Annotated in this window: 13 protein-coding genes and 2 pseudogenes; 5 read left to right on the plus strand and 10 right to left on the minus strand. The window is 61.4% G+C overall.

Annotation, left to right across the window (positions count from 1 at the left end; translation table 11 throughout):
- Window positions 1-5 precede the first annotated feature (5 nt).
- Together WMC41_RS29800 and WMC41_RS29805 are read right to left on the minus strand one after the other, a co-directional pair.
- Entirely contained in the window at window positions 6-818 is an 813-nt protein-coding gene (locus tag WMC41_RS29800; protein ID WP_432350053.1) for a Ku protein, read from the minus strand.
- A gap of 83 nt (window positions 819-901) precedes the next feature.
- Window positions 902-1,387: pseudogene (locus tag WMC41_RS29805) on the minus strand (Ku protein); the annotation flags it as partial.
- A gap of 204 nt (window positions 1,388-1,591) precedes the next feature.
- Here WMC41_RS29805 and WMC41_RS29810 point away from each other — a divergent pair.
- Both WMC41_RS29810 and WMC41_RS29815 read left to right on the plus strand, forming a co-directional pair.
- On the plus strand, window positions 1,592-1,774 hold the full coding sequence (locus WMC41_RS29810; RefSeq protein ID WP_432350196.1) for a hypothetical protein: 183 nt from the start codon (window positions 1,592-1,594) through the stop codon (window positions 1,772-1,774).
- Window positions 1,775-1,792: 18 nt separating this feature from the next.
- The gene (locus tag WMC41_RS29815) at window positions 1,793-2,689 is read left to right on the plus strand and encodes a hypothetical protein (protein ID WP_432350198.1); all 897 of its coding nucleotides are present in this window, start codon (window positions 1,793-1,795) and stop codon (window positions 2,687-2,689) included.
- On the opposite strand, the pseudogene WMC41_RS29820 reads toward WMC41_RS29815, so the two are convergent.
- From WMC41_RS29820 to WMC41_RS29840, 5 genes and pseudogenes are all read right to left on the minus strand, one after another.
- Window positions 2,686-3,213: pseudogene (locus tag WMC41_RS29820) on the minus strand (exodeoxyribonuclease III); the annotation flags it as partial. The gene WMC41_RS29815 and the pseudogene WMC41_RS29820 sit on opposite strands and share 4 nt — an antisense overlap.
- A 190-nt stretch (window positions 3,214-3,403) precedes the next feature.
- Entirely contained in the window at window positions 3,404-4,459 is a 1,056-nt protein-coding gene (locus WMC41_RS29825) for an ABC transporter ATP-binding protein (RefSeq protein WP_432350055.1), read from the minus strand.
- A gap of 54 nt (window positions 4,460-4,513) precedes the next feature.
- The gene (locus WMC41_RS29830; protein ID WP_432350057.1) at window positions 4,514-5,383 is read right to left on the minus strand and encodes a carbohydrate ABC transporter permease; all 870 of its coding nucleotides are present in this window, start codon (window positions 5,381-5,383) and stop codon (window positions 4,514-4,516) included.
- A gap of 11 nt (window positions 5,384-5,394) precedes the next feature.
- The gene (locus tag WMC41_RS29835; RefSeq protein ID WP_432350059.1) at window positions 5,395-6,300 is read right to left on the minus strand and encodes a carbohydrate ABC transporter permease; all 906 of its coding nucleotides are present in this window, start codon (window positions 6,298-6,300) and stop codon (window positions 5,395-5,397) included.
- Window positions 6,301-6,371: 71 nt separating this feature from the next.
- Window positions 6,372-7,703 carry an ABC transporter substrate-binding protein gene (locus tag WMC41_RS29840; RefSeq protein ID WP_432350061.1) on the minus strand — a complete coding sequence of 444 codons (1,332 nt, stop codon included), beginning with the start codon at window positions 7,701-7,703 and terminating at the stop codon, window positions 6,372-6,374.
- A 199-nt stretch (window positions 7,704-7,902) separates the two neighbouring features.
- On the opposite strand from WMC41_RS29840, the gene WMC41_RS29845 reads away from it, so the two are divergent.
- From WMC41_RS29845 to WMC41_RS29855, 3 genes are read left to right on the plus strand one after another with little or no spacing between them, the layout of a single operon-like run.
- The gene (locus tag WMC41_RS29845; RefSeq protein WP_432350063.1) at window positions 7,903-8,610 is read left to right on the plus strand and encodes a FadR/GntR family transcriptional regulator; all 708 of its coding nucleotides are present in this window, start codon (window positions 7,903-7,905) and stop codon (window positions 8,608-8,610) included.
- Window positions 8,611-8,614: 4 nt separating this feature from the next.
- A complete protein-coding gene (locus tag WMC41_RS29850) occupies window positions 8,615-9,820 on the plus strand; it encodes a mandelate racemase/muconate lactonizing enzyme family protein (protein ID WP_432350065.1) in 1,206 nt (401 codons plus the stop codon).
- Window positions 9,820-10,548 (plus strand): ribonuclease activity regulator RraA, encoded by a 729-nt coding sequence (locus tag WMC41_RS29855; protein WP_432350200.1) that lies wholly within the window; start codon window positions 9,820-9,822, stop codon window positions 10,546-10,548. Before WMC41_RS29850 ends, WMC41_RS29855 begins: the two co-directional genes overlap by 1 nt.
- Window positions 10,549-10,803: 255 nt before the next feature.
- Here the strand turns inward: WMC41_RS29855 and WMC41_RS29860 are convergent, their stop codons facing one another.
- The 3 genes from WMC41_RS29860 to WMC41_RS29870 are packed head-to-tail and all read right to left on the minus strand — an operon-like array spanning window position 10,804 to window position 14,436.
- Complete coding sequence (locus WMC41_RS29860; RefSeq protein ID WP_432350201.1) at window positions 10,804-12,291, minus strand: FAD-dependent oxidoreductase; 1,488 nt, start codon at window positions 12,289-12,291, stop codon at window positions 10,804-10,806.
- Between the two features lie 25 nt (window positions 12,292-12,316).
- On the minus strand, window positions 12,317-13,315 hold the full coding sequence (locus tag WMC41_RS29865) for a Gfo/Idh/MocA family protein (protein ID WP_432350067.1): 999 nt from the start codon (window positions 13,313-13,315) through the stop codon (window positions 12,317-12,319).
- A 20-nt stretch (window positions 13,316-13,335) separates the two neighbouring features.
- Window positions 13,336-14,436 (minus strand): ABC transporter ATP-binding protein, encoded by a 1,101-nt coding sequence (locus WMC41_RS29870; RefSeq protein WP_432350069.1) that lies wholly within the window; start codon window positions 14,434-14,436, stop codon window positions 13,336-13,338.

Raw genomic sequence — 14,436 nt, forward strand, 5'->3', positions numbered from 1 at the left:
AGAATTCAGGATGCGCGCTTGCCTTTCTCGCCGGCCGCCAAGCTTTTGCGGAGCGCATCCATGATGTCGATAACATTACCGCCGGATGGGCGATCTTCTCCCTTGGCCTTGCCCTTCCGAGACGGTTTCAGCGCCTTCTTCTTCTTGGCTATGATATCGAGCAGGGCCTCCTGCACCGGATCGGACACCATCTCGGGCGACCATTCCTTCGTGTGCTGCTTGATGAACTTCTGCACCAGGGGGATAAGCTCGGGGTCCACCTTGTCATCGATGTCCTCGAAGTAGGATTCCTCCGGCCGCACCTCGTCGCCGAAGCGCAGCGCCCAGAGCACGATGCCCTCGCCGCGCGGCTCCAGCACGACGGCGCGCTCGCGCCGGCCGATCACCAGCCGCGAAACGCCGAACACCTCGTCGGCCGACATCGCGTCGCGAATGACCGCGAAAGCCTCGTGTCCGACCGGATCATCGGGCACGAGATAATGTGGTTTCTCCAGACAGACCCATTCGATGCTGTCGCGCGCCACGAATTTCTCGATATCGATCGTCTTGACGGTATCGAGTGCGACGGCGTCCAACTCATCGTCGGTGAGGAGCACATAGTCGTTCTCGCCGCGGGCATAACCTTTCATCTCGTCATCATCCTTGACAGGTTTGCGCGTGACGGCATCGACATATTGCGAGACGACCCGGTTGCCTGTCACCTTGTTGAGGGTATGGAACCGGACCTTCTCGCTTTCGGACGTCGCCGGCGACATGGAGACAGGGCAGGTCACGAGCGAGAGCTTGAGGTATCCTTTCCAGTAGGGGCGGGGCGCCATCGTCGTTCTCCTCAACCGGCTTTTCGCTGGGCGGCTGCGTTACGGTTCGACTTCGAGGCCGGCGTACGCGCCGCCGGCATCCTGCCTTTGCCGTGCGTGCGGATCAGCACCGTGCGCATCCGCCGGAACAGCACCGTGCGCGCAACCGCGACAACCTGGGATTTCTCCATGGCATCGCGGAGCGCCGTGAAAGCGTCGGAAGACACACGGTCTGTCGGGACGAGATAATAGGGCTTGTCGAAATAGACGTCGTCGACATCGGAGCAGGGGATGAAGGCTTCGACCGTCAGCGTCTTGTTGCTCTCCGGGATGGTGGCGGCGACCTCCTCGGGATCGATCATGATGTATTGGCCGTTTTCGATCTCGAAGCCCTTGGTCTGGTCCTCGCGCTCGACTTCCTTGCCCGTGTCGCTGTCGACGAAGATGCGGTTGACGCGGTTGCCGGTCTTCTTGTTGATCGTATGGAACGAGATGCGCTCGGAGGTGCTGGCGGCCGTGTACAGACCGACCCCGCAACTGACCTCGCCGAATTTGATGAAACCCTTCCACTGGGCACGATGACCGGCCATCTCGAAACTCCCGACTCGACGCAACCAAAGCGAGTCAAGCGAATCACTTGCGAATTTGTTCCGAATCAAAAAATGAATCGGAAATCAATGGCTTAGGCAATGTTTCGCACGGCCATTGCGAGTCTCGAATATGCCTTTGATTCGCTGCATCTTTTTCATGCCGCCGTGCGTTCTTCCGAGACCGCAACCGATAGGAAGAACGTCATGACGAAGCGTGAGACGATCGATACCGGGACCGACAAGCGCTATGTTCGCCGCGACGAGAAAGGCCAGTTCAAGGAAAGCGTTGACATCGGTCGTTCCCTGTCGGCCGACCGTCGACACAAGGCCAAGAACGAGGCCAAGCCGGGCGAAGGTGACCGCGGCGACCGGCATACCAAGCACTGACGAATGGCGAATGCGCTGCTGGATGAGACGATGGGCGACGACGCCGAACCCGAGATAGTCGATGGAGAAGACGGCGACGAGCGTGCCGCCGTCTCGTTTCCGTTCGACCGGATGACGGTCCAGCGTTTCCGGCAGGAATTTCCCCGTGCCCGTTGGAGCGATAGGCGCAAAGCCTGGCTCGTCCCTGGAAAGACCGCCCGGCTGCGCTTCGACCGCTGGAGAGCCAAGGAAGAAACCCGCGCCGATCCGTTTGCAGAAGAAAAGGGAAGGGACGCCTTCGCGTTCGAGCCGATCCTCAGCCCCTATCTGAGTGTCGACAAGGACGGCTTTCGCATCAGGACGCCGTACTCGCGAAAGCTGGTCGAGGAAATCCGGCAGGTGCCGTTCGCGCGCTGGGATGGGGATCGTAAGGTCTGGCGCGTTCCGTTCGCCTCCTATGACGAGCTTCTCCATCATTGGCCGGCGATCGAGGCCGAGGCGCAGCGTTGCGAACCGGAGGAGCGGCGCAAGCGCGCCGAAGCACGAAAGGGCACCGAGGATGAGCGCAAAGCCCGCCGCCGGTCGGCCGAGCGCCGGCGCCGGCGCATTCCCCTTCCGGCCGACGACCTGCCGCCGCTGGACCGGCTCATCGCCACTGCCGCCTACGGCATCATCGTCGTCAGCGACATCACCGGCGAGGTGGTCGAGCATGATGAGATCGCCGATCTTTATCCGGACGTCGCGGACGACCAAGTCTGGGGATTGTGGCGCGTTCCCTCGCTGGAGGAATTGGTGCAAACGTGGCCGTCGAAGGCCGCACCTCAGGACGACGAGCGCCAACGCGGCTGGTGGCTTGCGACCATAGAGGAGCTTCGCGAAGCACGACAGGCTGCGCGGTCGCGCGAACGACGAAGCGCACAGCAGGCCTCAGCCTAGCCCGCATCGGCAGGCGGATCGATCTCGATTATGACCGGAGCATGGTCGCTCGTATGCTCCCAGCTTCGCGGGCGTCGGCGCACGCTCGCAGACCGTAGTCACCGGGTGACCGCGGGGCTGAGGAGGAAATGGTCGATCCGCAGACCTGCGTCACGCTCGAAGGAATTCCGCCAGTATTTCCAGAACGTATAAATCCGCTCCTGCGGATGCAGATGGCGGATCGCATCCGTCCACCCTTGTGCGACCAGATCGGAATAGGCCTTTTTGACCTCGGGACGAAAAAGTGCATCGCCCCGCCAGCGCTCCGGTGCATAAACGTCCAGATCCGTCGGCATGACATTATAGTCGCCCACCAGCAGGGCGGGAACGTTGAGTTTGATGAGCTCGGAGGCATAGGCGTGGAGACGCTTGAACCAGCGGAGCTTGTAATCGAATTTTGGGCCGGGCGCGGGATTGCCGTTGGGGAGGTACAGACAACCGATCAAGATGCCGCCGATGGCCGCCTCGATGTAACGGCTAGCCGTGCAAAGCATGCAGGATCGTTATATCATTGTGGCCTGATAAGGTCGTCAGCCTCGAGCCCGTGCAGAGCGACTAATAGTTCGCGACGTGAACTTCATTAAGACGCGGCTCGTTGGCCAATCGCGAAGCTGGCATTGGCTGCGACGAGTGCTATAAGGGGCGGATATCCCACAGTTCTTGCTGAGGCAAAGTTCATTCAACTCGGTCCCCGGTTCTGTCGTCGAAAATGTGGACACTTTTTGCTTCGGGCCGCACACGTACCTTGTCCCCCGCACGGAGCGCGACGCGCTCGCGGAATACGCAGGTCAAGTCGGCGTGGCCGACGCGTGCAAGTACATGACTTTCAGAGCCTGTTGGCTCTACAACCGCGATCTCCACTTCGAACCCATCATCCGACAGGGTGAGATGCTCAGGTCGGATGCCATAAACAAGTGCGCGTCCCTCAAGTCCCGCCCGTGCCTGCTTGAGCGGCAGGTAGTGCCCGTCTGTTGTGACGAAGTGCGAACCTTCGGCCCTTCCACGCATGAGGTTCATAGAGGGCGACCCGATGAAGGACGCGACGAAGAGATTCTTGGGGCGGTCGTACAGATCAAGTGGCGCGCCGATTTGCTCGATGATGCCGGAACGCATGACGACGATCTTGTCGGCCATCGTCATGGCTTCGATCTGGTCGTGCGTGACATAGATCGTCGTTGTCTTCAGCTTCTGATGAAGCTCCTTGATCTCCGCACGCATCTGGACGCGAAGTTTGGCGTCGAGGTTCGAAAGGGGCTCGTCGAAGAGGAACACTTGGGGATTGCGCACGATGGCGCGTCCCATCGCCACGCGCTGGCGCTGTCCGCCGGACAGCTGTCCCGGATAGCGGTCGAGCAGGGCGGTCAGCCCGAGGATGCCGGCGGCCTTCGCCACGCTGTCGGCGATCTCACCCTTCGGGACCTTCGATAGCCTGAGCGAGAACCCCATATTGTCCGCGACGGTCATATGCGGATAGAGCGCATAGTTCTGGAACACCATTGCGATGTCCCGCTCCTTGGGCTGCAGATTGTTGACGACACGGCCGCCGATGGCGATGTCGCCACCGCTGATCGCTTCCAGGCCGGCAATCATGCGCAACAGCGTCGACTTTCCGCATCCGGACGGTCCGACGAGGATGACGAACTCGCCGTCGGAAATGTCGAGGGAGACGTCGGGTATGACCGTGGCGGAACCATAGGTCTTCCTGACATTGGCGATGGTGACCTCAGACATGCAATTCTCCTTGATTTCTAGCTGGCCGCGGGCTTTCGCAAAGCCGGGCGACCCTCATCCCTTGACGGCACCGCCGGTCAGCGCCTGCACGATGTAGCGCTGCAGGAGCACGAACATGGTGAGCGCCGGCAGCATCGCGATCACCGATGCGGCAGCCAGGTATGGAATGGTGATCTCACCTTCGGTCTGTCCGGGAGCGAAGTTCAGGACACCGATCGAGATCGGCAGCTTCTCCGCCCGCTGGATGAGGATGAACGGAATGATGAACTGCGACCAGCCGGCGATGACGTTGAAGATCAGCGCCGCGGCGAGGCCGGGCTTGGCGAGCGGCAAGATCACGATCCGCAAGACTTGCAGCCGGCTGGCGCCGTCAATTCGCGCCGCTTCGTCGAGAGAGGGCGGGATCGCGTCGAAGAATCCCTTCAGGAGCCAGACGGTGAAGGGGATCTCCACGGTGATATAGACGAGGATCACCCCCATATGGCTGTCCAGCAGGCCCAGCGCTTCAAAATAGCGGTAGAGCGGCAGTGCTATCACCATCGATGAGATCATCTGGTACACGAGCAAGAGCAGCAACAGCGGCTTCTGACCGCGGAATTTCAGCCGCGAGAATGCATAGGCGGCGGGGGCCGAGATGAGGATGCAGCCAACCGTCGAACAGGCCGTCAGGAAGACGGAGTTCCACAACATCCGTCCGATCGTCGTTTCGGTGAGGATATAGACATAGGTGTTCAAGTTCAACGTCGCGGGAAGGAAGGTCGGTGGCCAGCTGAAGACTTCGCTAGGCTGCTTCATCGACAGCATGACGACGGCCAGGATGGGAAATAGGGCGAAAAGCACTGCAACCGCATAGGCGGTATACAGCCCGGCATTCGCCAGCCGCCGTCCGCCCGCCGAACCGATGTCAATATTCGCATGCGTCATTGCCTGGGTCCTCAATCGGTTTTGCGGTTGATGCGCAGCAGCCGCAGGTAAATCAGCGTCATCAGCAAGTTGACGGCCAGCAACAGGACCGCGAGTGCGGCGCCGCGGCCGAGGTTCATGAACTGGAACACCTGTTGATAGACGCGCAGGCCGACGACCTCGGTGGAGCGCGCAGGCCCGCCTTCGGTGAGCGCCATGATCAGGTCGAACGTGTTGATCCCGCCAATCGTGATCAAAACGAGGGCTATGAAGATGACGGGGGCGAGCGTCGGGAGCGTGACGAATCGGAACCGCGCGACGGCGCCTGCCCCATCGACCCGTGCGGCTTCATAAAGCTCGGGCGGAATGCGCTGAAGGCCTGCATAAAGCAGGATCATCGTGAATGCGACACCGCGCCAGACATTGGCGAGGATCGCGGTCGAGAGGGCGATGTCAGGATCCGTGAGAAAGCCGACGCTTTTGCCGAAGGTGGTCTGTATCCAATAGTTCAACAGGCCGTGGCTGGAGGTTGAAAGGAGGATCTTCCAAAGCACGCCGACGACCACGCCCGGGATGACCCAGGCGGCCAGAACGGAGGTGCGCACCAGGACAATTCCATGCAGGCCGCGCTTCACCCCCGCATCGATGGCAAGCGCGAGGCCCATGCCCAGCACGAGCTTGAGGACCACGGACCCGCCGGCGAACAAGAACGTCACTTTCAGGGTGCGCAGGGTCGACGGGTCACGGAACACCCGACGGTAACTATCGAACGTGTAGTCGTAGTCGGGCGTGATGAGGCTGGCATTCGTGAAGCTGAGCCTCACCACGTCCAACAGGGGCCATGTGTAGAATACGAGCAGGAACAGTCCGGCGGGCAAGAGCCAGAACCAGGGGCTGTCCTGTACGCGCATCCAGGCGGAAGAAGACGTCGACGTCATCGCGAAGGTGGTCCAATCGGTTGAGAAGTGGATCGGAACGAGGGCACGGCGACGCCACGCCCTCGTGTTGATCAGCGTTCGGCGTCTACGGTCGCCCACGCTTCGTCGACGGCCTCTTCCGGTGTCCCCGCGCCCAGGATAACCTGCTGATATGCGTTGTTGACCGCGTTATCGACGACGTCGCGCAATTTGCCCTTCGGGAACGGCTGGGCAGTGGCAAGCGCGTCCGCGAACGACTTGTCCAGCCCTTCGACTGCAAAGGCCTGGTAGTTCTTGAGAGCGGAAATGCGGGTCGGGGTGTAGCCGCCTGCCTCGCCCCAGCGCGCCATAGCCCATGGGCCGGTGTAGGTTTCCATCAGGAGATCCGTCAGCAGGGCCTGCTTCTGCTTGTCCTTGGTGAAAAGCCCCCAGGACCACCCGCCCTGAAACGGAACCGGTGCGCCGCCGTCGAGGGTGGGCATGGGCGCGAAAGCCCATTTGTCTCCTTGAGACGTTCCTCGAATGCCGCCGCCCATGAACGTTCCGCCAAAGGCAAACGGCATTTCACCCGCTTCCACGCGGGACACGACATCTCCCGTGGAGGCGAAGCTTACGACATCGGAGGGCATCAGGCCGCGGTCCACCATATCCTTGTGCCAGGAAAGCACGCGGATCATCGCTTCGCGGTTCGAAGGCTCGTCGAATACCGGGGTTGCCTGCTCGTCCTGGTTCATGATGGAGGCGCCGATGCCGGCCATCTGCGGCATGAGGATGTAATTCATCACGCCCGGTCCGCCGAGCAGGAACATTCCGTAACGAAAGCCGTGCTCGTCCTTCAGCTTTTGCGCCATTTCAGCAAGCTCCCCAAGGGTTTTGGGAGGCGTCTTCATCAAATCGCGGCGATACCACAAGCCAGTAGTGTATGAGGTGATCTGCAAGTACTTCACCTCGCCGGTCGTCGGGTGCTTCATGCCTTCCAGCACACCCGGCAGAAAATCCGATTTCTCCGTCTCTGTTAGGAACGGGTCGATGGACGCCGTCAGGTCGTAGAACTTCCCGTAGTCGAGATCCTCCACCATGATCGCATCGGCGGCCCGGCCGGCGGCGGCATCCTGAAGGCGCTTGGCAACGATCACCGCATCGTCGCCCTGCTGCACCTGCACCTCGATCTTCACGTCGGGGTGGCGGCGTATCCAGGCCTCGAACGCCTCCGTCAGGACGGCGCGGCGGTTCTTGTCGTTCGATTGGTGCGAATAGGCAAAGCGCGGCTGGATCGTCAGGGTGATCGGCGCATCGGCCCTGCCGATCAGCTCGGGCGTGACCAATGCCTCCTGCGCGAGGGCACCCGTCGTCGCCCAGCCGAGCGCGGTGGCGGTCAGCAGCCCGAGGCAGGCCTTCCTCGTCGTTTCGTTGGACAGAAACATCACATTACTCCTCCGGTTTGTATTGCTCTGGGTTGCTCGGCGGCTTGATCGATCTGGCAGGCTTCCTCGATGCCGTGGAGCCGGTAATCGTCGCCGCAACGCCGCCACTTCAAGGATGTTGTAAGACTACATCCAGAATTTGTCAAACAACTTTTAATATCGTTTGACAAATCGTCGGATCGACCCTAATCTGCGCCGCATGGAACAGCCTTTCTCTTCGTCCGATCCAAAATACCTTCGCCGCAGCGATTTCATCTACGACCAGCTCGTCAGGGAAATTGTTGGCGGTGCCATGCAGATCGGCGACCGTTTCGAAACGGAGACACAGCTTGCGGCCCGGTTCGAGGTTTCGCGCCCGATCATCCGGGAGGCGCTTGCGCGTTTGCGGGAAGACGGGGTGATCGCGTCCCGCCAGGGCTCCGGCACTTATTTGTCGCGGCGGCCGGAAGCGAAAGTGTCGCAGATCGCGCCATTGGCCAGCGTGAATGACATCCAGCGTTGTTTTGAGATGCGGATAAGCGTGGAAAGCGACTCGGCATATTTTGCGGCTTTGCGCGCCGAGAAGGATGATATCGCCGACATCGCAATGCGCTGCGAAGCGCTGGAGCGCGTCAACATGGATACCAATCTTGGTGGGGAGGAGGACTTCCTGTTCCACCGCGCTGTGGCGATCGCCAGCAAGAACCGCTTCTATGTTTCGATCATAGACCAGATCCGTGAACATCTGCTCCAGGGCATCATGATCAACCGCGCCTTGAAGGTGGATGGCGGGCAATCGCGGATTTCCAAGGTGATCGTGGACCATGCCGCTATCCTGGAATGCATCCGCAAGGGCGATGCAGAGGGCGCAAAAAGGTCGATGCAGACCCACCTGCTGAACGCGAAATCTCGAATATTTGAAGGGTAGGCACGTGAAGATCGCCTCGGTTGAAACATACCTCATGCAGGCAGGCAGTCCTGCGGAAACCGCATGGGCGGCAGAGTCCGGTGGCGGCATGAGCATCGGCGGGACCCGCCAGTGGCTCTTCGTTCGCATCATCGCGGAGGACGGCACCTACGGTGTGGGAGAAGGCTCCGGCTGGCCGATTGCGGTCGAGGTGGCAGTCCGGGATCTCGCGCCCCTGCTTGTCGGCCAGGAGGTGTTCAATATCGACCGGCTCTGGAGCCGTTTGCACCTGGCCCAGATGGGGCACGGGCTCACCGGGACCGTGGGAGGGGGAGCTCTCAGCGCTCTCGACATGGCGCTGTGGGACCTGAACGGCAAGCTTCTGGGCGTCCCGGTCTGGCGGTTGCTCGGAGGCAAGTTCCGGGACGTGGTTCCCGCATATGCCCATACCAGCAGCGTCGAAACCACCAAGCGGCTGATCGATCTGGGCTATCGTGCGTTCAAGACCGGCGGTGTCTCGACTGCACTCGACAAGGCCGTCGCCCTGCGCGCCACCTTCGACAACAAAATCGATCTTATGGTCGACCTGCACGGTCCTCCTTGGCTGACCCCGGCGGATGCGCGTCGGATGTCACGGGAGTTTGAGCCCTTGAACCTGCTATTCCTCGAGGAGCCGGTTGCGCCGGAGCACCCGAGCGAGTTGCTGCGCCTGCGTGATGCTTGCCATGTGCCGGTGGCGGCTGGCGAGCGGACGGCCAAGATCTGGGGCCTGGCGCCGCTGATCACCAGCGGATCGATCGATGTCGCCCAGCCTGATACCGGTCGCTTCGGCGGCATCAGCCAAATGAAAAAGCTTGCAGCGATTGCCGAAGCCTTCGGCGTGACTATAGCGCCGCATGCCGGTACGCTAGGCCCGGTGGCGGAATTTGCCGCGATCCACCTGATGGCTGCGATCCCCAATGCTCTCATTCTCGAGCGGTTCGGTTCCGACTGGCCCGGACGCGAGCGTGTGATTTCCGCGCCACCCGTTTTCCGCGATGGTGGGCTCGAAGTGCCGGACGCACCCGGACTGGGCGTCGATCTGATGCTGGACGAAATCGCCAAATATCCCGCGCAGCGCAACACCGGCATTCCGAACGACGCGCACTACGCGCCGGGAACGACGAACGAGCACCTCTACATACAACCCCGGTTCAACGCGACCGGCTTGCGAGCAAGGACCGCCGAATGATCCAAAACCATACGCTTTCGCCCGAAACGCTGCGGCGTCTGCAAAATGCCAGCACCGCAACCATCGCGACGCTGCTCTATAAGCAGGGCTACACCAATTGCTATATTCAAGGGGTTTCCTGCCTCAACGAAAAGCGGGCCAAGCTCGTGGGGCCGGCATTCACGTTACGCTATATTGCCTCGCGGGTGGATACGGATCAGCTGGAGGCATTCCGTTCCGCCGACCATCCGCAGCGCGTTGCGGTCGAGACATGCCCCGCGGGCCATGTGCTGGTTATGGATTGCAGACAGGATGCGAGTGCAGCGTCTGCCGGGTCGATCCTGCTCACGCGCCTTGAAGTGCGCGGTGCCGCAGGTTGCGTAACGGACGGCGGTGTAAGGGACGCAACGGGTGCGGGACAATTGTCGATGCCTGTCTTTGCCGCAAAGCCTTCGGCACCGACCAACCTGACCAAGCATCATGCCGTCGATATCAACGTGCCCATAAGCTGCGGAGGGGTTCCTGTCTATCCTGGGGACGTGCTTGTCGGCGATGGCGATGGGGTCATGGTCATCCCGGCGCATCTCGTCGAGATGATTGCGGAAGCTGCCGAGCCGATGGAACTCTTTGAAGAGTTCGTGCTGCAGGAGGTCAGGCACGGGGTTCCGATAATTGGCCTCTATCCGCCGACCGATCCAGACACTTTGGTGCGTTTCAATAACTGGAAGGCGGTTCACGGAGCGAACTAGTGCTCGTGGACAAAGGGTATCCATAGTTTGACTGCGGCTATGGCGACGAAGCCGAGGTAGGATTCCTTGGTTTTGTCATGCGGGATCGGTTCGCGTCTGTTTCTCTTTCGCCAAAAGCCAGAAGAAACATCACTGATCGGAAATCGATCCAGCCGCGGCCTTCGCCGTATGCTTACTCTGCATCCTGGCCTGGCGGGTAGGGGCGATCTGACCTGACCGAAGTATCGATCGTGCATCGATGGCTCTATAGGTGTTTCAGAGACTCTTCCCAATATGCGCCGCAGCGCGAAGAGCGAGAGCGGCGACGGTCAATGACGGGTTGACTGCTGCCGAAGTCACGAGACAACTGGCGTCGGTGACGTAGAGATTGGGATGGTCAAACGACCGACAATTGGCGTCGAGGGGCGCACGCACCGGATCGTCGCCGATCCTGATGGTTCCGCATTGATGAGAGGTCGTATTACGGTCGAAGGGGCGCGATAGGGTGAACGAGAAGCCGGTTGCCTTCAGCAGCTCCATCATTTTCCGCCGCAGCAGATCGTGCGCTTTGATATTCGATCGCTTCCAATGAAGGACGAGTTGATCCCCATCGAGCGTCACGCGACTATCCAGATCGGGAAGGTCCTCGCTCATCAGCAGGAGATCGGCGGAATGGTGGCTCCAGAGATCAAGCAGCCATTCAGGCGCCCATCGCGCCATGCCCTTCATAACGGGCGCGCTGACCCGACCGAAGAGCTGGACATGGCCGAGCGGTGCCTCTCCCGCGTCGCTGCGCAGATAGAAATCGTTCAGGCCGAAAGTCTTCTGATAGACGCTGTCGTTGTGGAAGCGTCGGTCATAGGCGAGAAGGGCCGTCAGATTGTGGTTCATGAAATGGCGGCCGACGGCACCCGACCGGTTGGCAAGACCGTTTTCGGCGGAGGCAAGCAGGATCTTGGCCGACCGGACGGCACCCGCCGCCAGCACGATCGTCCCGGCGGACACACGCTTGATGGCGTCGGCCTGCCGGTACTCGACGGCGGCAATCGTGCGGCCGTCCGGGCCGGGAATGAGGCGGAGGACCTCCGCCCCGCTTTCGATCCGGACGTTGTCGTGCACCAGAGCGGGAAGCAGCGCGCAGGTTTCGGCGTCCATCTTTCCCGACCGCGCATCCGGGAATGCGTCCCAGGGTGTTTTTCCCCCAGCGAGCCAGGCGTCGATGTCGATGCCAAGGGGCAAGGAAGACGGATTGAGGCCAACGGCCTTCAGGCGGGAACGCAATTCCGCGATCGCCGGCTCGTCCGGCACGGCGCCGTAAGGATAGACTCCAGAATGCCGCGGTTCCGTTGCATCGACGCCAAGGGAGCCTCGGACCTTGAAGAGCTCCTCCGCCCGTTGATACCAGGGTTCCAGCTCATCATAGCGGAAAGGCCAGGGCGGGGCGGTTCCTTCAAGATGTTCAACTCCGTCGAAATCCTCCGCACGGTACCGCATGAGAACCGCGCCGTAGAACTTCGTGTTGCCGCCGTGATAGTAGTAGTTTCCCGGCCCGAACGGTTCGCCTTTGCTGTCGTACCAGCGCTCCTGCGTCCGGAAAAATCCTTGCTGGAAGATTGCGCGGGCATCGCGGTTTTTGGCGTGGGGCGGCAGCTGGTGTCCCTGCTCTAGGATCAGGATGTTCGCGCCGGTGGCAGCAAGGCCATAGGCGACGCAGGCGCCGCCCATGCCCGACCCGATGATGACGATGTCGGGACTGGTCTTCATGTTGATCATCGGGCTCTCTCGCGCATTAGATGTGAACGGCGACCCGCTGCCCGCTGCGGCCGGATTCGACGGCGGCAAGGCCCGTCGCGAGTGACCAGAGCCCGTCGACGCCGCTTGCGGACGGTTCGCCTGTGCCTGCCACGGCACGCCCGAACGCATGCAGGCTGCGTTCGTAGAGATTGGTCCGGTCGATCGAAAGTGTCTCTTCGCCCGCCGCGGTTCTGAGCACGACCTCGCCGATCGGGTCCTGGGTCATGCAGTCCGTGCCGAGCAGAGAGCCGTCCGTGCCGTGGATCTCGAGGCTGGTCGATGCGAACCTGGTGGTAAAGGCATCGTGCGTCTGGGCGATGAGGCCGCTGTCGAATTCGATAAGGCTCATCGCGCCATCCTCGATGGCGCCGGTTGCGAGCGTTCCCGTCTGCGTCATGCAGAGAACCGATTTCGGGTTCTCGCCCAGGATATGGCGCAGCGAATCGACGTCATGGGTGGTGATGTCGAGGATGACGCCGGCGCCTTTTTCGGGATTGGTCAGCCGCCAGCCTTGCAGGAACTCCGGCAGATAGCGCGCATGCGCAACCTTGGCAAAGAGCGGACGCCCGATCCGGCCGGCGACAATCGCCTCGCGCATGGCGCGGTGCGTGCCGGAATTGCGCAGATGATGGTTCGTGGCAAAGACCAGCCCCGCCTTTTCGGCCGCATCCACCATTTCGCGCGCGCTGGCGAAATCGACCGCGAGCGGCTTTTCGCAGAGCACGTGCTTTCCGGCCTTGATGGCGGCGAGCGCCTGCGGGACATGCAGTTCGTTCGTCGTGGAAATGTAAACGGCGTCGATCTCGCCGGCAAGCAGGGTGTCGAGATCCGTCGTGCCGACCGGGATGTCGTTTGCCCTGGCGAAGTCGGCAGCCCGTTCCGGTGACGATGAGAGGATCGACGCGATCGTGCCCCCGGTGTTTCGGAAGGCCGGGATCATCCAGTCGCGCGCGATGAATGTAGCGCCGATCAGTCCCCATCGAAGTGCATGCATGTTTCCGGTCTCCGTCCTGCTCATGTGATATTGGCCTGCGTTGCGGCGTCGAAGATCATCGCCTGGTTCATGTCGAAGAGAAATTCCGCGGATGCGAGCGGCCTGCGGTCGTCCTCGCGGCCAAGGCGGGCCGTCAACTCGCGGTTCTGCCAGCGCAGGATGGCGAGGGTATCCGGTCCGGTCGGCTCCAGTACCTCCACATCGGCCTGGACGCTGGCAAAGTCCGGTTCGCCGGCGCGCCCGGCCGTGTGCGTCTCGATCGCCTCCGGGCGGAGGCCGAACAGGATTTCGCACGGCCCCTTCACCGTTGCAGCGACGTGATCCGGAAGCTTCAGGGTAACGGGCGAGGGGCCGTCGATCTCGATGGTTCGCTTCGAGGGATCGAGCCTGCCCGGCACCAGATTGATCGCGGGCGAACCGATGAACGTGGCGACGAACGTGTTGGCCGGCCGGTTGTAGACTTCCTTTGGCGTCCCGACCTGCTGGATGATGCCGCCCTTCATGACGACGATGCGTGAGGCCAGTGTCATCGCCTCGATCTGGTCATGTGTGACATAGACGATCGTCGCGCCCAGGCGCTGGTGCATCTTCTTGAGTTCGGTGCGCATCTCGACGCGCAGTTTCGCGTCGAGGTTCGACAGCGGCTCGTCGAACAGGAAGACCTTCGGGCTGCGCACCAATGCGCGGCCCATGGCGACGCGCTGGCGCTGGCCGCCGGAAAGATGGGCCGGCTTGCGGTCGAGATAGGCCGTCAGTTGCAGCTGTTCGGCGACCCGCTCTATCATCGCGTCGCGCTCGGCGCGGGGGACATTCTGCATTTCCAGCGCGAAGCCCATGTTCCGGCGGACGGTCATGTTCGGATAGAGCGCATATGACTGAAACACCATGGCGATGTCGCGGTCTTTCGGGCGCTCCTGCGTGATATCGTGATCATCGATCAGCAGGCGGCCGCTTGTAATGTCGGAGATGCCGGCGATCGCGCTAAGCAGCGTCGACTTCCCGCAACCCGACGGGCCGATCAAGACGAGGAATTCTCCGCTTTCGACCTTGATATCGATGTTCTTCAACACCGGCAGCGAGCCGTAGCTCTTGTTTACATTCTCGATATGAAGCGAGGACAT

Source organism: Shinella yambaruensis, from assembly GCF_050859155.1.
Classification (GTDB): Bacteria; Pseudomonadota; Alphaproteobacteria; order Rhizobiales; family Rhizobiaceae; genus Shinella; species Shinella yambaruensis.